The following is a 23,251-nucleotide window of genomic DNA, read 5'->3' on the forward strand; positions in this document are numbered from 1 at the left end:
GACGCAATTCGGCGCGTCCCGATAACAGGAAAGCCAGAAGGTCAGCCACAGCCAGAATGTTTAGTATACGACTTTACTGAACGTTCAACAAAGCGATTGAGCGCGCGAACAGCCTCCGCGTCGGCCGAAATCAGCCATTGCCGCGAACCGCACCGGTTTCGCGCCAGAAAACGACCTCGCCAAAGCGCGACGAACGCATTCGAACTCAAGCATGGTGCAGCAAGATCAACGAAGCTGATCTTGCTCCACCGCTCATAACCGGTCTGGTTGCAGGTTCGAGCCTGCCGGGCCCACCACTCGTGTTATCGACCGGACACCGGGATCCTGAGGCTTGCGGTCAAAATGCACCCCAATGCCAACGCCACACCCACGCCTGCGACACAGGCGGCCCATCCGAAATGGTCGAACAATTGACCAAGCACCGCGCTGCCGACCAGGCCGCCGAAGAAATAGCAGGCAAGGTAGGTGCCGCTGGCAACCCCGCGGTTTGTTCGCGCCGCTTGCCCGACGAAGCCCGTGGCGCAGGCTTGCGCAAAGAACGTGCCGACCCCGATCAGCACCATCCCCGCGAGCACGTCCGCAAGGTGCGATGAGAGCATCAGTGGCAGGCCCAGAGCGGCGATTGCGAGACCGCCCCAAAGTGATAGGCGCATGCCGAACAGTGCCACCGCTTTGCCAGCCAGCAGCGTCGTGACGACGGAGGGGAGAAATACGAAATAGACAAAACCCACCCCCATCATGCCGAGCGACAGTGGGGCACGGACCAGGATGAAGTTGACGTAGGTAAAGGTGCCGATGAACGCGAACAGGATGCAGAAGCCAAGGCCGTAGGCCGCGCGCAGGGCCGGATCGTGCCAATGCTCTATCATTGCCGAAAGTGGCGATTGCGCCGGGCCGATGGAGTGCATGGGCTGGACGCGCTTGATTGTGAAGTGGACCAGCAGCGCGCCTGCGAGATTGAGCACGGCAAAGAAATAGAAATTCGTCGCCAGGCCCAGATTGTCGGACACGGACGCCGAGATGAGACGCCCGATCAGATTGCTTGCGACGTTCCCGGTGATATAGGCAGCGAAGGCGCCGCCAGCATCCATTGCGCTGCACTGTTCGCCCAGATAGGCAAGGGTCAGCGTAAAGGCTGACGCCATGCAGAGGCCCTGCATGATGCGAAGAAAGGTGAAGACGGTAAGGTTCGGTGCGATCGCAAGCAAGCTCGTCGGAATCGCGAGCAGAAGCAGGCTTGCCAGAATGCCGGTCCTGCGATCGATGTGCGGGCTGAAGGATCCGACCACCAGTCCTGCGACTGCCATGCCGATGGTGCTGGCATTGACGGCGAAACCCATCGCACCGGGCGCGACGCCGTAGTGCCGCGTCAGAGTTGGTAGAATTGCTTGAGTTGCGAACAGGTCGACGACGGTCAGGAATGCGGTGAGGCCGATCACCAGAGATCGCAGCGCCACGCCGGTTGAATGACCGTGCTCTTGCATCGGTTCTGCCGTGACTCCCATCGGCATGTCGGCCATCGCGGCAGCTCCTGTAATCGAAAGAGGGGATGTGACGCCGGGCGTGCGGGGCCAACACGGGCTCCCGGGTCGTCACATCCGGTAACGAGGCGTGGGGCGGAGCACTCGTTACATGTTGTGGTCGGTCGGATCCTTGCGGACATCACCCACGTAGAGAATGACGGTCTCTTTGCCGAGGTTCTTCCACCAATGCGAGGTGCCGTAGACCTCCGGTCGCAGGTCGCCAGCCTTGTGCACAATTGGGTCGACGCAGTTGCTGGCGTATTCGACGACCTCGCCCTGCTGGACAAAGATCAGTGCCGGCCGGTCGTCGTGGCTATGCCAGGGCACGATGCCGCCGGGCTCGATGGTCAGCTTGCGGAAGCGCAGTTCGCGTCCCTCAATATGCGCGGGCTGCTTGCCGAGATCGATGGAGCCAAGCGTCACGTCGGCAACACCAACCGGCTTGTAGTCCACCATCGAGCGAGCATTGGCCTTCATCTTGTCGGCGGGACATTCACCGGCGAATGTCGCGGATGCTGTCGCGAGCGAAATGGCAATGGCGCTTGCGACGCCGAGAGCTTGCCAGATCTTGCGCGCGGTTGCGATGTCATTGAACATGTTGTTGTCTCCTCGATGTCGCGGCCCCGAAAGGCTGGCCGGCGTGTCAGGAGCATCGCGCAAGGCCTTTGCTTCGGGAAATGCCCGTTGGCTGTTGAGTCGATAGCGGCGAGCTATGCGACTCAAGCGGTGCCGGGCATGTGCTTGATGTCGGACGCGAAGGTCGGACAGGCGGAAATGTGGTCACGAAGCTCGCTCGCGCGGATGCCGAGATTCACTGCAAGGCCGAACATATCTCCAAGCTTATAACCGGCATGGCCCACGAGGTGAAAATCAGGAAAGGAAAGGTAGCGAATTTGCCAAATCACAGTACGTTATGGCGGGACATAGAAAACCCCTCGGGGGACGGCTATCCTCGCTCAGACGTCCAACATGAAATGCGGGCGCGCTCTGATATCGATAGCCCAATGCTATCGTGCTTTGTGCAATGCTCCTGGCGGAGACAAAGGCGCCTCTGGTGGGCGGTCCGCGCAGGATTGCCATCTGAAGGTCAAACATACGGGAGCAAGGGATGACATCGCTTTCCCCAGCCGACGCCGAGCGGCTCAAGGTCGCCTTTCAGCGCTGCCGGGAGATGGAAGGCACTCTCAACGAGCAGCTCCAAGCCTATGCGGCAGCAGGCCGGGAAATCTTTCCGGCCTATGGCGACGCAGTCGATCGCCTCGTTATCAGGGTCAACGAAAATGGCGGCGGCGAAAACGCGCCGCGTCCTGGCGAGCCGATGCCACCTTTCGTGCTACCCGACGAAAGCGGTCGCCTAATCGCCTTGCCCTCTCTGCTCGAGCGAGGCCCGCTGGCGGTGATGTTTTTCCGCGGCCATTGGTGCCCGTATTGCCGGCTCAATGTCAGGGCAGTGATCAAGGCCCATGACCGCATCAAGGCTCTGGGGGCGGACGTCGTCGCCATCATGCCCGAGACACAGGAATATGCGGCAGAATTCAAGTCCGAAGCCGGAGCACCGTTTCCAGTGCTGACCGATCTCGACAATGGCTATGCGCTGTCCCTCAACCTGGCGATCTGGCTTGGTGCAGAGATTGAGCGGCTTCTCTCTTATCTCGACATGCCGAGCTTTCACGGCAACGACGGTTGGGTGTTGCCAATTCCTGCGGCCTTTGTGATCGGATGCGATGGCATCGTCAAAACGCGTTTCGTTGATCCCGACTTCCGGCGCCGCATGGCGATCGAGGATCTACTCGGAGCTCTGAAGGACGCGAGGTAGGCACTTCCGGGCGACCCGCGTGCATTGGTACTCTCACGCGGCTCGGCTCTTCTCCAAAAACTGCCGCCAATCCGTGCCACGCAGCATGCGCATGACGGCAGATGCGACCGCAGTTCGTTCGCGACCGGCGATGCCGTAGAGATTGACCGTGCGTCGGGCATCGAGTCCCTCGACCGAGGTACGTTTGAGCGTCTGCGGTATCCGCGAGGTGTCAGGAACCACGGCGATGCCGATACCAGCCTCAAGCAGCTCAATGAGATCGCGCTCGCTCGAGATCTCGTGGCAATGACCGACGTCTATGCCGTGCTCTCGCAAGACGGTGTTCAAACGCAGGCCATACTCGCAGTACTCACGCGACAAAAGCTGTTCGGAACGCAGATCATCGAGGTCGATGCTGTCCTGACCGGCGAGCCGGTGGTCAGCGTTGACGACGAGCTGAAAGTCCTCCGTAAATAGCGGCCAAGTGTCGAGCCGCTCCCAATTCGGGTCGAGCTCAGCTGCGATTCCAAGCTCCGCCTCACCTTTCCTCAGCATGTCTCCGACTTCGCGGCCATTGCCACGGAGAAAACGGAATTCCAACCAATTGAACTGGCGCTTGATCTGATCGAGGAACGGAATCAGCAGACACAGATCGATCGAGTGGGTGAGCGCGATTCTCAGCGCGCCGATTTCGCCGCTTTTGAATGACGAGGCGAGCGAGCGCGCGCCGGCGGCGGCCTCGTAGCATTGCTTCAGCAAGGGGTGCATGCGCTGACCAAGCTCGGTCAATCCGGCCGGACGCTCGCGGCGAAACAGGTCGCCGCCAAGCTCAGCCTCGAGCTGCTTGATTGCCCGCGTCAGCGATGGCTGGGTGACATTGCACTCATCAGCAGCACGCGTGAAATTGAGCGTCCGCGCGACCGCGAGGAAGTACCGAACCTGATGCATTTCCATGGCCGAACTCCCCTGATCCGGCTCACAGTCTAGCCGATTGAGGGCCAAGGCGGCCATAGCGCGCACCTATAGTTTTGGAAGTCAAAGGGTATTTCCGTAAGTCCATTTTGCGATGCAGATTTTGGCGACCGTCGGATACCGCCGACGATGCAAGCGGGATTCAGAAGATGAATGTCCAGATCAAATCGCATGCCGACGTTGACGCAAAATTGCTCGATGGCAGGGCCGCCGTCGTGACCGGCTCAACCAGCGGGATCGGGCTTGGCATCGCCCGCGCGCTTGCCGCGGCTGGCGCAAACGTGATGCTGAATGGCTTCGGAGCCGCGGCCGAGATCGCCAGGACGAAGGATGCGATAGAAGCCGATCATGGCGTCAAGGTCGGCTATTCAGCGGCCGATATGGCGTCGCCGGATGCAATCGCCGAGATGGCCACAGTGACGCTGGCTGAATTTGGCCGGCTCGACATTCTCGTCAACAATGCCGGTATTCAGCACGTCGCACCGCTCGAACAGTTTCCGGTCGAAAAATGGGATCAGATCCTTGCGATCAATCTATCGTCCGCGTTCCACACCACGCGGCTGGCACTGCCGGCGATGCGCAAACAAGGATTCGGCCGCATCATCAATGTGGCATCTGCGCATGGGCTGGTCGCCTCGCCGTTCAAGGGGGCCTATGTCGCCGCCAAACACGGCATTGTCGGTTTGACAAAGGTAGCAGCGCTCGAAATCGCCGAGGAAGGTATTACGTGCAACGCCATCTGCCCTGGCTATGTCTATACCCCGCTAGTCGAAGCCCAGATCGATGGACAAGCCAAGGCGCATGGGATCTCCCGGGATCAGGTGATCCGCGACGTGCTGCTGGCCCAGCAACCGAATAAACGCTTTGCGACAGTCGAGGAGATCGGTGCGCTGGCGGTTTTCCTGGCGAGCGAAGCAGCCGCGTCGATTACCGGAATTGCTTTGCCGGTCGATGGCGGTTGGACAGCACATTGAGACGACGCTCGTAACAGAGCCGGGCACGCTTGCGAAGATTAGACCAGGCCGAAATGGGAGCACAACATGCAGGACAGAACTTCGTCGCGAAATATCAAATCGCTGGCCAAGGATCTCCCCGGCCAGGTCGTTCTGGTGTTGCAAGGCGGCGGCGCCTTGGGCTCGTACCAAGCTGGCGTCTATCAAGCCTTGCACGAAGCAGGCATTGAGCCGGACTGGATCATCGGCACATCGATCGGCGCCATCAATGCCAGCCTCATCGCCGGCAATCCGGTCGAGAACCGGCTGTCACGCCTTGAGGAGTTCTGGAAGCGGATGGAGCAAAATCCCGTCTGGAATATCCGGACGGCCTTTCCCGGCTTCAATGACCGGCTATCCTACTGGGCGACCATCACCCACGGAATTCCCGGATTTTTTCGTCCAAATGCCCTTGCGCATGCGGGTGACAGCTACCCGCTGGGTGCCGAACGGGCCGGCTATTACTCGACCGCGCCACTGGAGCAGACCCTGTGCGAACTCGTCGACGTCAAGCTGCTCAATAGCTGTGCGCCGCGTCTGACGGTCGGGGCCGCCCACGTGCGGACCAGCCAGATGCGCTATTTCGATAGCCGCGACGGCGAACTCACCATCAGGCATATTATGGCCTCCGGCGCGTTGCCACCGGCCTTTCCCGCCGTCCGCATCGACGGCGAGCTCTATTGGGACGGCGGTATTCTGTCCAACACGCCGACTGAAGTCGTGTTCGATGACGATCCCCGCAAGAACTCGCTGATCTTCGCTGTCCATCTGTGGAATCCTGCAGGCCTGGAGCCGACCACGATGGCGGAGGTGCTGAATCGACACAAGGATGTCCAATATTCCAGCCGCATCATGAGCCACATCGCACGCCAGCAGCAGGCGCATCGGTTGCGTCACATCATCAACCAATTGGCCAAACGGCTGCCCGACAGCGAACGCAACGCCCCAGAGGTGCGCGAACTGGTCGGTTACGGCTGTCAGACACGCATGCACGTCGTGCGTCTGCTTGCGCCGCAGCTTGATCGCGAAACCCACACCAAGGACATCGATTTCAGCCCGCGCGGCATCTTGCAGCGGTGGGACGCTGGTTACTCGCACACGAGAGCAGCCCTTGAACACGCGCCGTGGGTCGGCGAGTTTGATCCGCTGTCGGGCGTGATCCTGCATGAGCAGATGGAATTGATGCCGGTAGCGGCGGAATAAGGTGCGCTCCAGGAACAGGATTGCGTGATGAGGAGAATTGCTCGTCCGATCCAGCTTCCTCAGCGGAGAGGTCCTTGACGGCAAGAGGGACGTCACCCAGACACGCCGATCTCATCGCCCCGTGGACGAGCGAACCGACAGCCCACGAATAGGGCCTCCCCTTGACCGTGGTCAGGCTTATTTCCCGCCAGAACTCAGGATTGACCAGCGGGCCGGCAACGACGTCCTTCTTCGATATCGAATGCTGCCGCTTTCGAGCATAGCCAGCATCCAGTCGTCTGCCTGGTACCGGCGGATCGGCTATTTTGATTGAAGTGTCACGACGGGTGACCACGTGTCGTCAACACCCGACTGCTCGAGGAGCTTGCAGCGGTCGAGCATCAGTTCAGTTGGCCTGTCGTGAGGACGCTGGCGCAAGACAGCCTCGAAGCAGCATATGGCGCTGGCGAAGTCGCGCTTGCGATATTGAAGTAGTCCCTGTTCGTAATCGATGATCCAGGCCGGGTAAGCGTCGCCTGTAGCCGAACCGATCAGTTCATGCACAGCGAGGCCTTCTGTCTTGCCGTAGACGGCTATGCGATCAATCTCGCGTGTGATCATGGCCCCCTCAACGAGGCGCTTGGTCTCGGCGCCGATCAGAATTTGCGTCTCATAGCGCTTGTTGGCGCCTTCGAGGCGGCTCGCCACGTTCACGGCATCGCCAATCACGGTGTAGTTCAGCCGCAATTCGGAGCCGACATTGCCAACCAGCATGCGGCCGGAATTGATGCCGATCCGGATTTGCAGGGGATGGCCCTGGTCGTCCCTGACGCCCGCGGCCTCAATGCCCTGGCGGCAGACGAGTGCTGCACGGCAACAGAGCAGGGCATGTTCGGCCTGCGCTGTCGGCGCGCCCCAGAATGCCATCACAGCGTCGCCAATGAATTTGTCGATGGTGCCGCCGTGGGCGACGATGACTTCGGAGGCGACGTCGAGATATCGCGACAACAGCGGCACAACGCGATCCCCCATGCGCTCGGAAAGCCCGGTGAAGCCGGCCACATCGATAAACATTACCGTCAGCTCCTGGATCGAGCCGCCAGGTTTCGCCTCGATGCCCTGGCGAAGGAGCGACCGGACCAGATCGGCCGGGATGAATTTGCGGAAAGCAGACAAGCCCTGCGCCATCTCGGCTATCGCGCCCGAAAGGCTCGAAATCTCGGCGAGCCGCGACGGGTGGCGGCGCACCTGGTCCAGCGTAAAACTTTCCACATGTCGGATTTCGCCGACCACACGGGCGAGCGGTGCGGCGATCACCGACCGCGCCAGCATCGCAGAGAACAGGGCGGCGAGCAGCGCACCGATGGCAAGACCGATGATGAGCCGTCGCAACGTGGTTTCGACCGGGCCAAGAAACTCAGCCTCAGGGATCACGGTCGCCAGGCACCAGCCGGTAAATGGTAGGGGCGTGAGCCCAACCTCATAGGCTGCGCCATCGAGGGTAAGCCGCCGCCGCCAGGCTTCCTTGCGACCGTCCTCGCCGGCCAGTGTCAGAGCCATGCGCGCCAACGGCAACAGATCGATCCTGCTGTGCGCGGGATGCAGTTCGTCGGCGTTCTTGTCGGGAGCCGCGATCAATTCGTCGCCGGCACCGAGGATGAAAGCCGTTCCGGTGCGGCCGACTTCGAGCTGGGCGAGGAAACGGGAGAGCCTGGTGTACTCGATGATGATCGCAAGGACGCCCTGACGTTCCTGATAGACATCGATCGGCCCCGCGAAGGCGATCGATGGGCGCGGGCCGATCGGATGGTCGACGACCCCGAACCACTGCGGGCCCTTGGCCTCCATGCCGATCCTGAACCAGTCCTGCATAGTGACGCTAAAGTCTGTGGGTTCGAAACGGCGGGATTCAAATTCGATGTCGCCGGGGATAACCTGATATTCGTCGATGCGGCGCTGGCCGACGTGGTCGATCTTCGAGATCTCCATCATCTCGAGATGGCCGTCACCGAGCTTATGTGCGGCGAAGAAGGAACCGTCGGGCCACCCGAAGGCGACCCAGGAGATCGTCGCTTGCGACTGCAATTGTGATAGGAACACGAACTCGCGCTTGTCGGCCTCGCGGGTATCGAGCACGTTCTGCAGGAACAGCGTGCGCACGGCGGTGTGGGCGGCGCGCGCTTCATTGACGATCGCGGACACCTCCTTGCGAACGGCAGCGACGATCTGTTCGTTGATCGTCGAGGCGAGCTGCCGGCTGATCGATTCGGCCGTGCGCCACCAGAGCAGGCTCGAGGCTGCGGCGGTGAACAGGATCGCCGTAAGGACCAGCGCCGAGACGGCAAGACGAATGCTGATCGTCAGCATCCTCGCCGAAGACGGTGACCGCGGTCGTTCGAGGGCGCTTGAGCGTTCAAAGGCGTTCATGTTGGCCTTCGCCGGCGGTCGGAGGGCTTGATGGCGATACGCTTGCGTCCGGCAGATTGTTACGTCTCGGAATTATAACAGGCGGAGCGTCGCCATCGCCAATGCTCGACCCGCCCGGTTTCCATAGCGACAAGGCATTGGAGGCTCCGGTCGATGTCGGCGTATTTGATTGGCACGCAGACGGCACAAGAGCCATTTGCGTGACACCCCGCAGCGAAGTCACGGATTCGTGAGCCGCCAAAACCGTAATGGCAGCAGCGAACGGAACGAACCTGTCGATGCGCCCCCGACGCCTCAGGAGGCGACGCAAAATAACGATGTGGAGAGATCTATGAAGAATGTCATCAGCTCGCTTGTCCTTGCCGGCGCCGTTTCGACCGCGCTTGCAACCCTTGCCACCGCCGCTCCCCTCACCAAGGCCGAGGCGGATGCAGCGACCGCGGCCCACAAGGAGAAGTGCTTCGGCGTCGCGCTGAAGGGCCAGAACGATTGCGCGGCCGGCCCCGGCACGACCTGCCAGGGCACCTCGACGGTCGACTTTCAGGGCAATGCGTGGAAGTTCGTGCAGGGTGGCACCTGCACCAGCATCCAGCTTCCGAACGGGAAGACCGGATCGCTCAAGCCGGTCTAGTCGCACCGCACGGCAGACGTTCACGATCATAGGGAAAGCGGAGAGACGACATGAACGCTGCGATCTTGTCCCGGTTGCCCGCAGCCGAGCCTGCCCGCTTTCCCGCGCTTGCCATACATGGCCTGGCTGGTACCAGCTTCAAGCCCGAGCACCTTGCTGCGATCCTTGGCGCAGGACGGCAGCGTGGCTTTTTCGAGGTGCATGCAGAGAATTACATGGGCGCGGGCGGGCCGCCGCATCGCGCGCTGGAAGCCGTGCGCCGCGATCATCCGGTATCATTGCATGGTGTGTGCATGTCGATCGGCGGCGAACGGCCGCTCGACAAGGCGCATCTGAAGCGCTTCCGCGATCTCGTCGAGCGCTACGAGCCCGCGCTGGTATCGGAACATCTCGCCTGGTCGACCCACGACACCACCTACTTCAACGACCTGTTGCCACTGCCCTATACCGAAGCGACGCTCGCACGGGTCTGCGATCATATCGATCAAGTGCAAGACGCCATCTGGCGGCCGCTGCTGCTGGAAAATCCGTCGACCTATCTCGCATTCATCGAATCGTCGATGAGCGAGACCGAGTTCATCCGCTGCGTCGCGGAGCGCACCGGATGCGGACTGCTGCTCGACATCAACAATGTGTTTGTCTCGGCAAACAATCACGGCTTCTCCGCGCTCGACTATCTCTCCGACTTTCCGTTGTCACGCGTCGGCGAAATCCATCTCGCCGGTCATGCCGAGCAGCTCGACGATGAAGGCGACCTGCTCCTGATCGATAGCCATGACGGACCGGTCACGGACTCGGTGTGGAAGCTGTTCGAGATCGTCATCTCGCGCTGTGGTCCCGTCCCGACGCTGGTCGAATGGGACAGCAAAATTCCGGACTGGCCAGTGCTGAAGGCCGAAGCGGCTGCGGCGCAAGCAATCCTCGACCGCCACCAGCGGGAGATGCGCTATGCTGCCGCTTGAGGAGGAGCTCTCGTCTTACGCGGCGCGCTTCGCGGCTGCGCTGATCGACCCCGGGCGCGCGACGCCCTCGCTCGTCACCGGGCCGAACGGAAAGGCGGCGGTCCGGCGCTACAATGTCTATCGCAACAACGTCACGGTCAGCCTGATCGATGCGCTTGCCGCGATCTACCCTGCGGTCCAGCGCATCACGGGCGTCGAGTTCTTCCGTGCCATGGCGCGTTTCCATGTCCGGGCCTCGCCGCCAACATCGCCGCTCTTGCTCGACTATGGCCGCGACTTTCCCGCGTTCATCGAAACTTACGAATATGCCTGTGCCATGCCCTGGCTAGCTGATGTCGCGCGGATCGAGCGGGCCTGGCTCGATGCCTATCATGCCGCCGATGCCGCGCCACTGTCACGGGATGTGCTCGCTCTGGTTCCGCCGGAGCGGCTGGCGGATGTGGTGTTCACCGCACATCCCGCAGCAGGAATCGTCCGCTCGCCTTTCGCGGCAGTGACGATCTTCGCCGCCAATCGCGGCGGAGAGATGCCGGGTCGGATCGACGCGGGAACGCCGGAAGATGCTCTGATCACCCGGCCCGGGATGGACGTCGTCGTGCGCCATCTGCCCGATGGCGGCGCGGTGTTTCTGACAAACCTGATGTCGGGACGGCCGCTCGGCGACGCAGCAGCGTCGGCACTTCAGTCCTCGCCCGGCTTCGACATCGCGGCGAACATCGCGGGCATGATCGAGGCGGGTGCTTTCACATCAATCAATTTCGGAGAAGCATGATGGTCATCTATCAGCATTTTGGCGCCAGTGAACGCCACCGGCTGAGCCACCTCGCTGACAAGGCCGAGCACCTGATCCAGACAGTGGCCTTGCCGTCGCTGGTTCAATTCGTGATGCGCGTGGCGCTGGCGGTGCCGTTCTGGAAATCCGGCATCCTGAAATGGACCGGCTTCCTCAAGCTGAGCGACACCGCGGTGACGCTGTTCACCGACGAGTTCATGCTGCACCTGCCAGGCGGGCCCTATCACTATCCGCTACCTGCGGTGATGGCATTCCTGTCCGGATGCGGCGAGATCACCTTTCCGGTGCTGCTGGTGCTCGGCCTTGGCACCCGCTTTGCCGCACTCGGGCTGTTGTTCATGACCATGATTGTCGAACTCACCGTGCCCGACGGCTGGCCGATCCACCTCACTTGGGCGGCGATGGCGCTCGGGATCATGGCTTGGGGACCGGGACGCATCTCGGCGGATCATCTGATACACGGATTCCCTCGGCAAGCGAACTGAGCACATCAAGCTTACGTCCTGTACGTCTTTGACTGTGGCGCGTCCGTCGGCTGGGATCTGGCTCTGACATATCCAGACCGTGTTGCCGGAATCACCAGCCGGAACGGGAACGCCTATGTCGACGGCCTAAGGAAGGAAGCTTGAACCTTCCATTACAGCGAACCGGGTCCAGTTCACGCATCGCTTCGCTCACGTGCACACAGACCGTTTTTGTCCGGCAGAACACCTGGGATAACGGCAGTCGCAGGCTTTCCTCTGCAGGTCCGAGTCCTGGCGGGCCCACCAAGACAAGTTGAGCCGTCACCATTTCAATAGGCGCGCGCGAAGTCCCCCTCCTGCTTGATGTCAGTGAATCCCGGAAAGCGCGCTTTCCATGGCGTGCCCTTCGCCGTCGTCAGCTTGTTGAGCCGCTCAAGCACGCCGAGGCCATCCTTGCGCAGGCTCGCCGAAACCGACGCAAGGTCCGGGAAATTCTTCAGGACAGCATCGAGCCAGATGGTGCGGCCCGCCAGGAAACCGCCCGCGCCCGCGGCATAGGCGAAGTCGAGGACGCGTTCGAATTTTTCCGGCGCGGCGCCACCCGACAGCAGGACCCAGGGAATGCTCCGCTCGCGGCAGATATCGCCGATCGCATCGAATTCCTTCTGCGCGGCCTTGGCTTCGGCGCTGCCGTCACGGGCCGGCAGGCTGTTGGCCGCGAGAGGGCTCTCAAGCTTCAGGAGATCGACGCCGTATTCGGGCCTGGCAAACTCGCGCACGCTATCGATGACGAGGCCCGGGAGCTTGCCGGGCGATTCCACATAATCGGCGGTGTGATTGGCGCTGCCAAGGAACGGATAGACCAGCAGTTCAAGAACATAGGGAACATCGTGGCGGGCGCACTCCTCGCCAATCTCGCGCACGAAGCGCTTCTGATGCTCGTTTACCGCGGCGTCCGCATCCGGCCGATACCAGGCCAGCACCTTGACGGCGTCGCCGCCCATGGCGCGAATTTTCTCCACACTCCAGTTGGCGATCGCGCGCGACTTGCGACCGCCCGCGGTCTCCTCGACGCGATGCTCCTCCAGCGTCATGATCAGGCCGCAGCGCGGCGGCAACAGATCGATCGCGGCGGGCACGGCAAAATTCGGGTCGAACAGCATCGAGCTGCAATGCGGCGCAAGGTTTTCGACGAGCAGCCGCTTGGCCGCCGTGACGTCGGAATATTCGACCTGATCCCGCGTGATTCCCTTCGCCTTCGCAATGGCATCGAACAGCGGCGGCCGCTGATCCAACGCGACCATGCGAAAGTGGCCTTCCGCATCAGCAAGGCGTCCCAGCCCGCGGTTCTTTCCAATCGTTCTCATGGCTTCGTCCTCATGAATGCAAGACAATCGTTGATGGAGGGGATTCCGTTGCGGCCACCGGCGTGGCGACATTTCATCGCTGCCGTGGCTGCAGAAAACGCCATGGCATTGCGCACATCGAGACCGACGCCGATCGCCAGTGCATAGGCGCCATGGAAGACGTCGCCGGCCCCTGTGGTATCGACGACATCGACGGCATAGGCGGCGTGCCGGTGCAGCTGGCCATTCTCGTACCAACTGACACCACCCTCGCCGCGTGTGACGGCGATGACACTGCAGCCGAAGCGCGCCAGTGCTGCGAGAGATTCGTCTTTGGCAGATCCGGCGAACGAACCGAGCGCGGGCTCGGAGAAGACCGCGTGGTCGGTCAGCGGCAGCAGTCGCTCGAATACCTCGGCATCAGCCATGTCGCCGTCGAGCACCGTCGGAATGCCGCGCGCACGCGCCTCGCGAAACAGCGTCGCGGCGCCCTCCACCCAGCGCGGATCGGCCAGCACCGAGGATGCGCGAGCGACGGCCTCAAGCGGAAGCCAATCGGCCGCTTCCGGAAAGAAACCACGGTAGTTCACGATCTGCCGCTCGCCTGACCTGTCGACAATGATCCCTGAGACCGATGAGCGGCCATCGGGAAACAGCCGAAAATTCTCGACGTCGACACCTTCGGCAGCAAAAGCCGACCGCATCTCGTGCCCGGCGGCATCGTCCCCTGCCCGCCCCCAGAACGCGACGGAGGCACCAAGCCGTGCGACCGCAACCGCGGCATTGGCGGCCATTCCGCCGCCAAGGGTACCGTAGTCGATGGCCTTTATCTTCTCGCTGTTGCCCGCAAAGAGCCGATCGACGCGCCAGACCTGATCGAGCGCGGATAGCCCAAGGCAGATCACCTGGACGCCCCTGGCTCCCGTCGCCACATCCGCGAGCGCCGCAAGAGCTGCTATGTTCGCCGATGCGCTCACCGCAAGACCTGCCCGTTCGCTGCATCGAACAAATGCGTTTTGCCCGGCTGCGGCCGCAAACTGAGGCGATCGCCGAGCTTTGGTCGCAACGCTGGATCGACCCTTGCGATCGCGGAGACGCCGGCGAGATCGAAATGGATCAGCGTATCCGAGCCGAGCGGCTCAACGAGCTTGACATTGATGGCGATGCCGTCCGCCGCATCGGTCGCGACGGCAAAATGTTCAGGACGAATGCCGAGCACGGCATTTCCCGCCTGCTGGAGGCGGCTTGCGGCCTCGCCGTCCAGCGGCGCCACCGTTGCGCCTTGTGAAAGGATCGCGCGCTCCTCACGCCATTCGACCGGGAAAAAGTTCATGGCCGGCGAGCCGATGAAGCCGGCGACGAACTGGTTGGCCGGCCGCTCGTAGACCGTCTCCGGCGTGTCGTATTGCTGGATCGTACCGTTCTGGAGCACCACGATCCGGTCGGCCATCGTCATGGCCTCGATCTGGTCATGGGTCACGAAGACCATGGTGGTCTTGAGCTCCTGCGATAGCGCCTTGATCTCGGCCCGCACCTGTCCGCGCAGTTTTGCGTCGAGGTTGGACAACGGCTCGTCGAAACGCCTTGGGATTGCGCACAATCGCACGGCCCATGGCGACGCGCTGGCGCTGCCCGCCGGAGAGCTCCTTCGGCTTGCGATCGAGATAGGGCTCGATGTGCAGGAGCGCGGCGGCACGCTTCACGCGCGCGTCGATCTCCGCCTTCGGCGTTCCCCGCAACTCCAATGCGAACGACATATTGTCGTAGACGCGCATGTGCGGATAGAGCGCGTAGTCCTGGAACACCATCGCGATGTCGCGCTGTGCGGCTTGCACGCCGTTGACACGCTTGTCGCCTATGTAGAGGTCACCGGACGTGATCGGCTCGAGACCCGCGATGATTCGCAGCAGGGTCGACTTGCCACAGCCGGACGGCCCCACGAAGACGACGAATTCATGGTCCGCGATCTCCAGATTGAGATCGGGGATCACGGTGAAACTGCCGTAGCGCTTGACGAGGTTGCGGATCGAGATCGAGGCCATGATCGCTAATCCAGCGCCAATACCGGCTTGATCAGCTCGCCCCTGGCAAAGCGGGCGAAATTCTCAGGCAGGGCCGGCAGGCCGAACTCGCCGTCGACGAGGACGCGGTATTCGTCCTTGAACTTGCGCAGCAGCTCGATGTTCGGCTCGAAATCCGAGACCGGAAAGTAGAAGGTCCGGATCATGTAGAAGTCCTTGCGGCGGAACACCTTGCCCTCCTCGATGGTCCAGGGTGCGGCGTTCTCGCCGACCAGCACCAGCGCGCCGCGCGGCAGGACGAGCTCGATGCCGAGGTTGCGCGCCGCATGCGCGCCGGAGCATTCCATGATGAGGGCGAAGCGCTTCGAGGTGTCGCCCACGGGATGCGCCTTCGCGCCGAAGGATTGCGCGATCTTCAGCCGCGTCGCATTGGGGTCGGCGACGTGGATGTCGTTGTAGCCGAGCGCGCGGAGCGCCAGCACAACGCCGAGACCGACTGGCCCGGCGCCCATGACAAGAACAGGTCCGGCCTCACCCGGCGGCACCACGCGGCTGACGAAGCGCACGGCGTGGCCCGACGTGCCGATGGTGTCGAGCAGGAGCGGCGCGAGGCTGTCCTCGATGTCATCGGGCACCGGCAGCAGGCAATTTTCCGGCACCGGCACGAATTCGGCGTAGCCGCCCGGCCGGTTCCAGCCGATCAGGCTCGAGACCTCCAGGCACATCTGGGTATCGCCGCGTTTGCAAGCCGCGCAATGGTCGCAGTGGAGTGGAATATAGACGGCACAGCGGCGACCATGCAGCCGGTGACCGGGCTGCTCGACCACGCCGAAAATCTCATGGCCGGCGGTGAACTCGGCGCCCTTGTGCCAGAGCTTGAAGTCCGAACCGCACAGCGCGGTGCGCGAAACGCGCACGAGCACTTCACCTGTGCCGACGTCGGGCATTGCCACGCGCTCGATGGTGATGCGGTCGCCGCCGTGAAAGACCGCGGCCTGCATGATCGAATTCGGACGGGGTGATACGTTCATCAGATACCTAGCCTTTCACCGCACCGAGCGTCAGTCCGGACACCAGCCAGCGCTGCACCAGAGCAGCCAGCACCAGCGGCGGCAGCGCGATCAGCGTCGCCGCGGCCATGAGGGCGCCCCATTGCGTCGAGCCTTCGCCGATGAAGTTGAAGGCCGCCGCGATCAGCGTCTTGGTGTCGCCGTTGGAGAGCACCAGCGCAAACAGGAAGTAGTTCCATGAGAAGACGAAAGCGAGGATCGCCGAGACGGCGACGCCGGACGCCACCAGCGGCAGCGCGATGCGCCAGAGGATGCGCGTGACGCTGCATCCGTCGACCTGCGCCGCCTCGAAGACGCTGCGCGGGATGCCGTCGAAGGATGGCAGCAGCACCCAGATCACGATCGGCAGCGTGATGACCGCGTGGCTCAGGATCAGCGCGGTGTAGGAGCCGATCATCCCGACCTGCCGGAACATGACGTACCACGGCAGCAGGAACAGCGTGCCCGGCGCCATGCGCGCTGCGAGCGTCAGGATCGCCGGCCACGAGATCCGTGTCCAGGACACGGCGAAAGCGGCGGGGATGCCGAACAGCAGCCCCAGCGCCGTCGAGCCGACGGTGACGATGAGGCTGTTGAGCGCATAGCTGAGGAACGGCGTGGTCTTGGTCAGCTCGACATAATTGTCGAGCGTCGGCGTGAAGATCAGCGTCGGCGGATAGGCCGTCACCTCGAACGACGGCTTGAACGAGGACAGCACCATCCAGACCGTCGGCGCCATGATGAGCACGCCGGCGAGCACGAGCTGCACGGTATTGAGCCAGCGGATCCAGCGGTCGGTGTTGGCGGCATCCGTCATGACATCACCACGCCACGGCGCCGCGCAGGCGGTTGAAGGCGAGCACGGCGCCGAACACGATCGCCGTCAGCGTCAGCATCAGGGCGCTGGCATAGCCGATGTTGAAGAATTCGAAGCCGACCCGGAAGCCGTAGATGTTGAGCGTGTTCGAGGCGTTGCCGGGGCCGCCCTGGGTCGTGATGTAGATGATGTCGAAGAAGCGCAGGAGATCGACGCTGCGCAGGATGGCTGCGGTCACGATGGTCGGCCAGAGCAGCGGCAGCGTGATGCGCTGAAAAGTCTTGAACGGCGAAGCCCCGTCGATCTGCGCGGCCTCGTAGACGCTCGGCGGCAGCGATTGCAGGCCGCCCAGCACGATCAAGGCGACATATGGCGTCCACTGCCAGCTGTCGATCAGAGCGACGGTCGGGATAACCCAGGTCGGCGACGCCAGCCAGTCCGACGGCGGCAGGCCGAACGACTGCAGGATATAGTTGGCCGCGCCCAGCGAGGGATCGAGGATCACCAGCCACATCATGCCCGCCACCACCGGCGGCATCATGAAGGGGGAGATGAAAAGCGAGCGCACGATTCCCGGCAGGCGCTTGGCGTGAAACAACACCAGAGCCAGCCACACGCCAAAGACGAGCTGGAGCACCAACGACAGCACATAGAGCGCTATGGTGATCCAGAGCCCGTGCCAAAACTCGTAGTCGGAGATCAGCTTTGAGTAATTGGCGAGGCCCGCAAAGGACTGCTTGCCGGTCGAGGAGAATGTCTGGAAGCCGAGCCAGATCGTATAGATGACCGGAAACGCGATCATCGCGACCGTGAAGATCACGGCCGGCGCCGAGAGCGTCGCCATTTCCAGCTTCTGCCGGTCCTGCGTGAGTGTCGCAGCCGCGTCCGACATGCGTCCGTTTCCTTGAGAGTGAGGCGCCGGCAGGCGCAAGCCTGCCGGCATCAAGCGGTTACTTCTGGGCGATCAGCGCATCGAGCGCCTTGTCGGCATCAGCACAGGCCTGGTCGATCGGCTTCTGCTTCAAGATCAGATCCTGCACAGCCTGGCCGATGAACTCGCGCGATTCCGGGTTGGCGATGATGGGATAGCCGACCTCGGAGGAGCCCTTCGTGGCCAGCACGTCGAGCGCAGCCTGCCATTCCTTGCGGACGGGTTCTTCGTCGATCCACTTGCGGTACTCAGGATCCTTGGCGACCGACGGCCGCGGCGGCGCAATGCCCTGAAGCGCCATTTTCTTCTGCACCTCGGGGCTGGTCGCCCACTGCACGAAGTACCAGGCCGCGTCCGGCTGTTTGCTGTGCGAAGACACCGCCATGCCCCAGCCGATCGTGGTCGGCACCTGGCCGGCCTCGCCCGCCGGGAACGGCAACAGGCCGGTGTCCTTCAAGCGCGCGCCGCCCTCCATCACCGTGCGCAACTCATTCGAGGATTCGAACGCCATCGCGGCGCGGCCGCTGCGGTAGAGCGCCGAAATCTGCTGGAAGCTGTAGTTGACCACACCCGGCGGACCGAAGTCGCGCAGCAGCCGGCTATAGGTGTCGAGTGCTTCCTTGGCCTTGGCCGAGCAGAGGTTCGACTTGCCGCCCGCGATGTAGCTGCCTCCGATGTTGTGCAGCATGTTGCTGAAGGTGTAGGCGACGGCGGGTTTGAGGCCGCGCGAGACAAAGGGCGTGACAGCGCTGTCGCAGGTCTTGATCTTCTCGGCCGCCGCCTCGACATCCTTGATGGTCTTCGGCGCCTCGATGCCGCACTTCTTGAAGATGTCGGTGCGGTAATAGAAGATCGGACCTTCGATGTTCATCGGCATGCTGGTCAGCTTGCCGCCGAAGGTCGCGGCCTTGAGCAGAGCCTGGCTCAACCCGGCCGGGTCGTATTCCTTGGCCACCTCGTTCTTGGCCATCGCAGTGAGATCGCCGTACCAGCCCGCCGCGGCGAACTGCTCGCCCTCGCGCGAAGGTAGCGTCATGAACACGTCAACCTCGTCGCTGTTCGCATTCATGACGGTGACCAGACGCTGGCGCATCTGTTGTTCCTGATAGCCGTCGACCTTCAGGGTCATGCCGGTCAGCTTCTCGAAATCGGCCTTGTAGGTCAGCAGCGCCTGCGCGACCGGATTGTTATTGGCGAGAAAGGTGACGGTCCTGCCCTTGAACTTCATCCAGTCGAAATCGGCCGCATGAGCCTGCGCGCTGACGGCGACAATCGCGAGAACGGGCAACGCGACGTGGGTCGCGAGCATCCTGACCTTCATCGAACTCTCCTCCCGGCTGGCCGCCTTAAGCTGACGGGCCATTTTGAACGCAGCTTGAAAACGGTTACAATCTAGACCTCACATCGGTTGTGTCAAGCAATGGACAAACCGGATATTCTGCGGCAAATTTACGAGATTACCGCTGCCACGCGGTTTGCCTCATCGAATGTAACGTTACATTGATGCGATTGACCAACGCCAAATCCGTGAAACAGGGCATCCGCGCCGTAGCAGCCCGTGCCGGCGTCTCAACGGCCTCGGTGTCGCGCGCGCTGAACAATCCCGATGCGGTAAGCCCTTCCTTGCGGGCGCGCATCGAACAGGCCATCGACGCGCTCGGCTACATCCCGCATGCGCCGGCGCGCATCCTGTCGTCACGGCGCTCGCGCACGCTCGGCGCCATCGTTCCGACCATCGACAACACGATGTTCGCGCGCGGCATCGCCTCGCTTCAGCAGTATCTCTCCTCGGTCGGATACATGCTGTTTCTCACCACGAGCGGCTACGATCTCGACGTCGAATTGCAGCAAGCGCGCAATTTGATCAGCCGCGGCGTCGATGGACTTGTGCTGCGCGGTGATTGCCATCACGAGGGACTGCGCAAGTTGCTTGCGGACAATGCGGTTCCCTTCATCAATGTCGGCATCTACCAGCCTGATCGACCCCACCCGTGCGTCGGAACCAACAACGAAGCGGCGGCCCACCGCGCCGCCGCGCATGTCATCGAGCTTGGCCACCGCCGCATCGGGATCGTCTCGGCGCTCCAGCGCAACAACGACCGCGCCAGCGCTCGCGTCGCCGGCTTTCGCCGCGCGCTCACCGAGAACGGCCTGGAGCTTCCGCCGCAATGGCATGTCGAGGTGCCCTACACGCTGGACGACGCGCGCGAAGCGGCCCGCCATCTCCTCAGCCTGAAGGATCGTCCGACCGCCGTCGTCTGCGGCAACGATGTCATCGCCTACGGGGTGTTGCTCGAGGCGGAGCGCGATGGATTTTCGGTGCCGCGCGACCTGTCGGTGGTCGGCTTCGACGATCTCGACTGGAGCCGCCATTTGCGGCCGAGCCTGACCACGATCCACGTACCGACCGGAGAAACCTGGCAGCGCGCCGGGGAGTATCTGGTGCGCAGCCTCGCCGGCGAGCAGACCATCATGCATCGCGAGATCGACTTCTCCCTGGTGGTCCGTGAATCGACGGCTCCCCCTCTCAAATCCTGAAGCGAGACCCCTCCGATGCGCTCAAATTTCTCTCTTGCGCCCGACTTCCATGCCGTGGTGATCGGCGGCGCCGGCGACATTGGCGCCGCAATCAGCAATCAGTTTTGCGACCTCGGCGCGACGGTGACCGCAACGGCGGCCAACGAGACCGATCTGGCGCGCACTTTGCTGAAATCGTGCGCCGGACTTACACTGGCGACGCTCGACGTCACGAACGACGACGCTGTCGCTTCTTTTGCCCGACAGCAAAAGCGCGTCGACGCGCTGGTCAACTGCGCGGGAATCCTCGCCCGCGACAAGGAATACGAGATCGAGACCTTCATAAAAGTGCTCGACGTCAATCTCACGGGCACTTTTCGAACCTGCATGGCGTTCCGTCCGCTTCTCGCCGAGAGCAAGGGCGCGATCGTCAATCTTGCCTCGATGAATGCGACATTGGCGCTGCCGCGAATCCCGGCGTATTGCGCCAGCAAGGGCGGTGTCGTGATGCTGACCAAGGCGCTCGCCTTGGCATGGGCCGAGCAAGGCATCCGGGTCAATGCGGTTGCGCCCGGCTATATTGAAACGGCGATCAATGCGGCCGGCCGCACCGATCGCGCGCACTATCAGCGCATCGCCGACCGCACCGCGCTCAAGCGCTGGGGTCAGCCGGAGGACATTGCGGGAGCCGTCGCATTCCTCTGCATGCCGGCATCACAATATGCTACCGGCACCGTCGTCGCGGTGGATGGCGGGTTTCTTGCCGGATGAGCCAGGAAACCAACGAATACGGCCTGCATAATGTCGCCGGAAATGTTTGGGAATGGTACGAGGACTGCCTCGCACCGCCGGGAGTCCCCTTGAATCGCGAGCCTGCACCGAACCGCTCGACGCGCGGTGAATCCTGCCTCGAGTCCTACGGCAGCCGCCACCGCTTCGCAGCGCGAAACCCGAACGCATCGGTCGGCTCGTCGGGCAAGACCGGCTTCCCTGTCGTGCGCACCGAGCAACTGCGGGATCCGGCATAGGATGACGCTGGCGACAAATGCCGCGAAGCCGGCACCTGCTCCCGGCACCCGTCTGTTGCCGCAGTTCTTGCGCAATTTCGTGCGCAATCGCGAGACCGGCCTCGTGCTGGTCGGCATTGTCGTCGGGTTGCTGAGCGGCGTCCTCGTTGCCGCGATCTCGGGCCTCAGCCAGGCTTCGCACGCGCTGCTGTTCGACATTCCCCTCGACGCACATCTGAGCGCCACCGGCGTAATTTCCTGGCAGCGCACGCTGCTGATCCCGGCAGTTGGCGGCGTGGTCCTGGCGCTGATCGGGCTGTACTTCGCGCGGCGCGTGAAGGGACAGCAGCTCGCTGACGCGATCGAAGCCAACGCGCTCTATGGCGGCCGGGTGTCCTTCCGCGGCAGCCTGCTGATCTCGATCCAGACGCTGCTGTCCAACGGGTTCGGTGGATCGGTCGGACTGGAAGCGGGATACACGCAGATCTGCTCGATGTTTGGCTCCCATGTCGGCCAGCGCCTCGCCGCCCGTCGCAACGATATGCGGCTGTTGGTGGCCTGCGGCGCGGCGGGGGCGATCAGCGCAGCATTTTCGGCTCCGCTGGCTGGCGCCTTCTATGCCTTCGAGGTCGTGCTGGGAGCCTACACCTCGGCCGCTCTCGTGCCCGTCATCGCCAGCGCCGTCACGGCCTGGCTGGTGGCGCGGGAGTTGACGCATCAGTCCTTTCTGATGGTGCCCGGCTTCCCATCGCCCGTGTCCGTCGAGATGATCGGACAGACCGTGCTGATCGGCATCATTTGCGCATTCATCAGCATCCTGGTCATGCTCGCGGTCGCATTTTCCGAACGCTGCTTTCAACGCGTCACGCTTTTCAGCGGCTTCGTGCGTCCGATCCTCGGCGGCCTGCTGCTCGGCGGCCTCGCTTTGCTGACGCCGACCGTGCTCGGCGCCGGCCATGGCGCAATGCAGATCCTGCTGGTCAGCAATCCGACCTGGCTCCTGCTCACGACGACCATCGTGCTCAAGATCCTGGCATCGGCCATCTCGCTCGGCTCCGGCTTTCGCGGCGGCCTGTTCTTCGCCTCGCTGCTGCTCGGCGCGCTGATCGGGCAGCTCTACAGCGTCGTGCTGACCGGCCCCTTCCCCACGCTCGCGCTTCAGCCCGGCACCGCCGCCATCGCGGCTCTCGCCGCGCTCGGGACCGGCGTGCTGGGCGCACCGTTCAGCATGGTTTGTCTCGCACTCGAGATCACCGGCGATTTCTCCGTGACCGTGGGAGCGGTGGTCGCATCATCGGTCTGCGCGCTCATCGTCCGCGAGTTGTTCGGTTACAGTTTTGCGACATGGCGCTTCCACCTGCGCGGCGAGGTGATCCGCGGTCCGCAGGACATCGGCTGGGTCCGTCAGATGAGCGCAGCCTCCCTGATGCGCGCCGACTTCGAGAATGCACTGACGACCATGCCGATCGGCGAGGCGCAGAAGCTGTTCTCGCCTGCGCAGGTCCGGCAGGTCGTGCTGCGCGATCCGAACGGCAGCTATGCCGGCATCGTTGCGGCGGCGACGCTGCATTCCGTCACCAATCGGGACGACGATCCGCTCGGATCGCTGGCGCAGCAGCAGGATGAGTACCTGCTTCCGACCACGTCGGTTCGCGAGATCCTGAAAGCCTTTGAACGGAGCGAAGCCGACGTCCTCGCGGTCATTGACCGTGCCGACCATCGCGTCACGATCGGCACCTTAAGCGAATCCCATGTGCTGCGCACCTATGGGGAAGAGCTCGAACGCCGGAACCAGGAGCTGTTTTCGCGGTGATGTTTGCGC

The 23,251-nt window shown here is 62.8% G+C and carries 21 protein-coding genes and 1 pseudogene; 11 read left to right on the forward strand and 11 right to left on the reverse strand.

The window, feature by feature from the left end; genetic code table 11:
- Nucleotides 1–302: 302 nt before the first annotated feature.
- Both ACVWY5_RS28160 and ACVWY5_RS28165 read right to left on the reverse strand, forming a co-directional pair.
- Nucleotides 303–1,520: an MFS transporter gene (locus ACVWY5_RS28160; protein WP_028335637.1), complete on the reverse strand. Its 1,218-nt coding sequence runs from the start codon at nucleotides 1,518–1,520 to the stop codon at nucleotides 303–305.
- Between the two features lie 108 nt (nucleotides 1,521–1,628).
- Nucleotides 1,629–2,120 (reverse strand): cupin domain-containing protein, encoded by a 492-nt coding sequence (locus tag ACVWY5_RS28165; protein ID WP_028335638.1) that lies wholly within the window; start codon nucleotides 2,118–2,120, stop codon nucleotides 1,629–1,631.
- A 511-nt stretch (nucleotides 2,121–2,631) separates the two neighbouring features.
- Between ACVWY5_RS28165 and ACVWY5_RS28170 the strand changes: the two genes are divergently transcribed.
- Nucleotides 2,632–3,339, forward strand: coding sequence for a peroxiredoxin-like family protein (locus tag ACVWY5_RS28170; protein WP_028335639.1), 708 nt, complete (start codon nucleotides 2,632–2,634; stop codon nucleotides 3,337–3,339).
- Nucleotides 3,340–3,372: 33 nt separating this feature from the next.
- Here the strand turns inward: ACVWY5_RS28170 and ACVWY5_RS28175 are convergent, their stop codons facing one another.
- Nucleotides 3,373–4,272 carry a LysR family transcriptional regulator gene (locus ACVWY5_RS28175; protein ID WP_028335640.1) on the reverse strand — a complete coding sequence of 300 codons (900 nt, stop codon included), beginning with the start codon at nucleotides 4,270–4,272 and terminating at the stop codon, nucleotides 3,373–3,375.
- Nucleotides 4,273–4,439: 167 nt separating this feature from the next.
- On the opposite strand from ACVWY5_RS28175, the gene ACVWY5_RS28180 reads away from it, so the two are divergent.
- A complete protein-coding gene (locus ACVWY5_RS28180) occupies nucleotides 4,440–5,264 on the forward strand; it encodes a 3-hydroxybutyrate dehydrogenase (protein ID WP_028335641.1) in 825 nt (274 codons plus the stop codon).
- Nucleotides 5,265–5,330: 66 nt separating this feature from the next.
- Complete coding sequence (locus ACVWY5_RS28185; protein WP_038377691.1) at nucleotides 5,331–6,485, forward strand: patatin-like phospholipase family protein; 1,155 nt, start codon at nucleotides 5,331–5,333, stop codon at nucleotides 6,483–6,485.
- Between the two features lie 300 nt (nucleotides 6,486–6,785).
- Here the strand turns inward: ACVWY5_RS28185 and ACVWY5_RS28190 are convergent, their stop codons facing one another.
- Nucleotides 6,786–8,831 carry an adenylate/guanylate cyclase domain-containing protein gene (locus ACVWY5_RS28190; RefSeq protein ID WP_051376225.1) on the reverse strand — a complete coding sequence of 682 codons (2,046 nt, stop codon included), beginning with the start codon at nucleotides 8,829–8,831 and terminating at the stop codon, nucleotides 6,786–6,788.
- Nucleotides 8,832–9,222: 391 nt separating this feature from the next.
- On the opposite strand from ACVWY5_RS28190, the gene ACVWY5_RS28195 reads away from it, so the two are divergent.
- From ACVWY5_RS28195 to ACVWY5_RS28210, 4 genes are read left to right on the forward strand one after another with little or no spacing between them, the layout of a single operon-like run.
- Nucleotides 9,223–9,522, forward strand: coding sequence for a BufA1 family periplasmic bufferin-type metallophore (locus ACVWY5_RS28195; RefSeq protein WP_038377692.1), 300 nt, complete (start codon nucleotides 9,223–9,225; stop codon nucleotides 9,520–9,522).
- Nucleotides 9,523–9,572: 50 nt separating this feature from the next.
- Nucleotides 9,573–10,484, forward strand: a complete 912-nt coding sequence (gene bufB / locus ACVWY5_RS28200) for an MNIO family bufferin maturase (protein WP_028335645.1) — start codon at nucleotides 9,573–9,575, stop codon at nucleotides 10,482–10,484.
- On the forward strand, nucleotides 10,471–11,256 hold the full coding sequence (locus tag ACVWY5_RS28205) for a DUF2063 domain-containing protein (RefSeq protein WP_028335646.1): 786 nt from the start codon (nucleotides 10,471–10,473) through the stop codon (nucleotides 11,254–11,256). Before bufB ends, ACVWY5_RS28205 begins: the two co-directional genes overlap by 14 nt.
- A complete protein-coding gene (locus ACVWY5_RS28210) occupies nucleotides 11,253–11,762 on the forward strand; it encodes a DoxX family protein (protein ID WP_321176937.1) in 510 nt (169 codons plus the stop codon). The genes ACVWY5_RS28205 and ACVWY5_RS28210 overlap by 4 nt, the downstream gene beginning before the upstream one ends.
- A 308-nt stretch (nucleotides 11,763–12,070) precedes the next feature.
- Here ACVWY5_RS28210 and ACVWY5_RS28215 read toward each other — a convergent pair whose 3' ends face one another.
- The 7 genes and pseudogenes from ACVWY5_RS28215 to ACVWY5_RS28245 form a co-directional block, all read right to left on the reverse strand.
- Nucleotides 12,071–13,108: a tagatose 1,6-diphosphate aldolase gene (locus tag ACVWY5_RS28215; RefSeq protein ID WP_028335648.1), complete on the reverse strand. Its 1,038-nt coding sequence runs from the start codon at nucleotides 13,106–13,108 to the stop codon at nucleotides 12,071–12,073.
- Nucleotides 13,105–14,064 (reverse strand): sugar kinase, encoded by a 960-nt coding sequence (locus ACVWY5_RS28220; protein WP_028335649.1) that lies wholly within the window; start codon nucleotides 14,062–14,064, stop codon nucleotides 13,105–13,107. The genes ACVWY5_RS28215 and ACVWY5_RS28220 overlap by 4 nt, the downstream gene beginning before the upstream one ends.
- A pseudogene (locus tag ACVWY5_RS28225) lies at nucleotides 14,061–15,129 on the reverse strand (ABC transporter ATP-binding protein). The gene ACVWY5_RS28220 and the pseudogene ACVWY5_RS28225 overlap by 4 nt, the downstream one beginning before the upstream one ends.
- Nucleotides 15,130–15,134: 5 nt before the next feature.
- Nucleotides 15,135–16,139: a zinc-dependent alcohol dehydrogenase family protein gene (locus ACVWY5_RS28230; protein ID WP_028335650.1), complete on the reverse strand. Its 1,005-nt coding sequence runs from the start codon at nucleotides 16,137–16,139 to the stop codon at nucleotides 15,135–15,137.
- A 7-nt stretch (nucleotides 16,140–16,146) separates the two neighbouring features.
- A complete protein-coding gene (locus ACVWY5_RS28235) occupies nucleotides 16,147–16,974 on the reverse strand; it encodes a carbohydrate ABC transporter permease (RefSeq protein WP_028335651.1) in 828 nt (275 codons plus the stop codon).
- A gap of 4 nt (nucleotides 16,975–16,978) precedes the next feature.
- On the reverse strand, nucleotides 16,979–17,866 hold the full coding sequence (locus ACVWY5_RS28240; RefSeq protein WP_028335652.1) for a carbohydrate ABC transporter permease: 888 nt from the start codon (nucleotides 17,864–17,866) through the stop codon (nucleotides 16,979–16,981).
- A gap of 58 nt (nucleotides 17,867–17,924) precedes the next feature.
- Nucleotides 17,925–19,226, reverse strand: a complete 1,302-nt coding sequence (locus ACVWY5_RS28245; RefSeq protein WP_028335653.1) for an ABC transporter substrate-binding protein — start codon at nucleotides 19,224–19,226, stop codon at nucleotides 17,925–17,927.
- Nucleotides 19,227–19,408: 182 nt separating this feature from the next.
- On the opposite strand from ACVWY5_RS28245, the gene ACVWY5_RS28250 reads away from it, so the two are divergent.
- The 4 genes from ACVWY5_RS28250 to ACVWY5_RS28265 are packed head-to-tail and all read left to right on the forward strand — an operon-like array spanning nucleotide 19,409 to nucleotide 23,242.
- Nucleotides 19,409–20,443, forward strand: a complete 1,035-nt coding sequence (locus ACVWY5_RS28250; RefSeq protein ID WP_028335654.1) for a LacI family DNA-binding transcriptional regulator — start codon at nucleotides 19,409–19,411, stop codon at nucleotides 20,441–20,443.
- Nucleotides 20,444–20,458: 15 nt separating this feature from the next.
- On the forward strand, nucleotides 20,459–21,193 hold the full coding sequence (locus tag ACVWY5_RS28255; protein ID WP_028335655.1) for an SDR family NAD(P)-dependent oxidoreductase: 735 nt from the start codon (nucleotides 20,459–20,461) through the stop codon (nucleotides 21,191–21,193).
- Nucleotides 21,190–21,450, forward strand: coding sequence for an SUMF1/EgtB/PvdO family nonheme iron enzyme (locus ACVWY5_RS28260; RefSeq protein WP_028335656.1), 261 nt, complete (start codon nucleotides 21,190–21,192; stop codon nucleotides 21,448–21,450). The genes ACVWY5_RS28255 and ACVWY5_RS28260 overlap by 4 nt, the downstream gene beginning before the upstream one ends.
- Nucleotide 21,451: 1 nt before the next feature.
- A complete protein-coding gene (locus tag ACVWY5_RS28265) occupies nucleotides 21,452–23,242 on the forward strand; it encodes a chloride channel protein (protein WP_028335657.1) in 1,791 nt (596 codons plus the stop codon).
- The last annotated feature ends 9 nt before the right edge of the window (nucleotides 23,243–23,251 follow it).

It is taken from the genome of Bradyrhizobium sp. USDA 3256 (assembly GCF_054058275.1).

Coding starts and splice junctions, on each gene's coding strand:
- ACVWY5_RS28160 (WP_028335637.1), bottom strand. CDS start 1,520: ATGGCCGACATGCCGATGGGAGTCACGGCAGAACCGATGCAAGAGCAC.
- ACVWY5_RS28165 (WP_028335638.1), bottom strand. CDS start 2,120: ATGTTCAATGACATCGCAACCGCGCGCAAGATCTGGCAAGCTCTCGGC.
- ACVWY5_RS28170 (WP_028335639.1), top strand. CDS start 2,632: ATGACATCGCTTTCCCCAGCCGACGCCGAGCGGCTCAAGGTCGCCTTT.
- ACVWY5_RS28175 (WP_028335640.1), bottom strand. CDS start 4,272: ATGGAAATGCATCAGGTTCGGTACTTCCTCGCGGTCGCGCGGACGCTC.
- ACVWY5_RS28180 (WP_028335641.1), top strand. CDS start 4,440: ATGAATGTCCAGATCAAATCGCATGCCGACGTTGACGCAAAATTGCTC.
- ACVWY5_RS28185 (WP_038377691.1), top strand. CDS start 5,331: ATGCAGGACAGAACTTCGTCGCGAAATATCAAATCGCTGGCCAAGGAT.
- ACVWY5_RS28190 (WP_051376225.1), bottom strand. CDS start 8,831: ATGCTGACGATCAGCATTCGTCTTGCCGTCTCGGCGCTGGTCCTTACG.
- ACVWY5_RS28195 (WP_038377692.1), top strand. CDS start 9,223: ATGAAGAATGTCATCAGCTCGCTTGTCCTTGCCGGCGCCGTTTCGACC.
- bufB (WP_028335645.1), top strand. CDS start 9,573: ATGAACGCTGCGATCTTGTCCCGGTTGCCCGCAGCCGAGCCTGCCCGC.
- ACVWY5_RS28205 (WP_028335646.1), top strand. CDS start 10,471: ATGCTGCCGCTTGAGGAGGAGCTCTCGTCTTACGCGGCGCGCTTCGCG.
- ACVWY5_RS28210 (WP_321176937.1), top strand. CDS start 11,253: ATGATGGTCATCTATCAGCATTTTGGCGCCAGTGAACGCCACCGGCTG.
- ACVWY5_RS28215 (WP_028335648.1), bottom strand. CDS start 13,108: ATGAGAACGATTGGAAAGAACCGCGGGCTGGGACGCCTTGCTGATGCG.
- ACVWY5_RS28230 (WP_028335650.1), bottom strand. CDS start 16,139: ATGAACGTATCACCCCGTCCGAATTCGATCATGCAGGCCGCGGTCTTT.
- ACVWY5_RS28235 (WP_028335651.1), bottom strand. CDS start 16,974: ATGACGGATGCCGCCAACACCGACCGCTGGATCCGCTGGCTCAATACC.
- ACVWY5_RS28240 (WP_028335652.1), bottom strand. CDS start 17,866: ATGTCGGACGCGGCTGCGACACTCACGCAGGACCGGCAGAAGCTGGAA.
- ACVWY5_RS28245 (WP_028335653.1), bottom strand. CDS start 19,226: ATGAAGGTCAGGATGCTCGCGACCCACGTCGCGTTGCCCGTTCTCGCG.
- ACVWY5_RS28250 (WP_028335654.1), top strand. CDS start 19,409: ATGCGATTGACCAACGCCAAATCCGTGAAACAGGGCATCCGCGCCGTA.
- ACVWY5_RS28255 (WP_028335655.1), top strand. CDS start 20,459: ATGCGCTCAAATTTCTCTCTTGCGCCCGACTTCCATGCCGTGGTGATC.
- ACVWY5_RS28260 (WP_028335656.1), top strand. CDS start 21,190: ATGAGCCAGGAAACCAACGAATACGGCCTGCATAATGTCGCCGGAAAT.
- ACVWY5_RS28265 (WP_028335657.1), top strand. CDS start 21,452: ATGACGCTGGCGACAAATGCCGCGAAGCCGGCACCTGCTCCCGGCACC.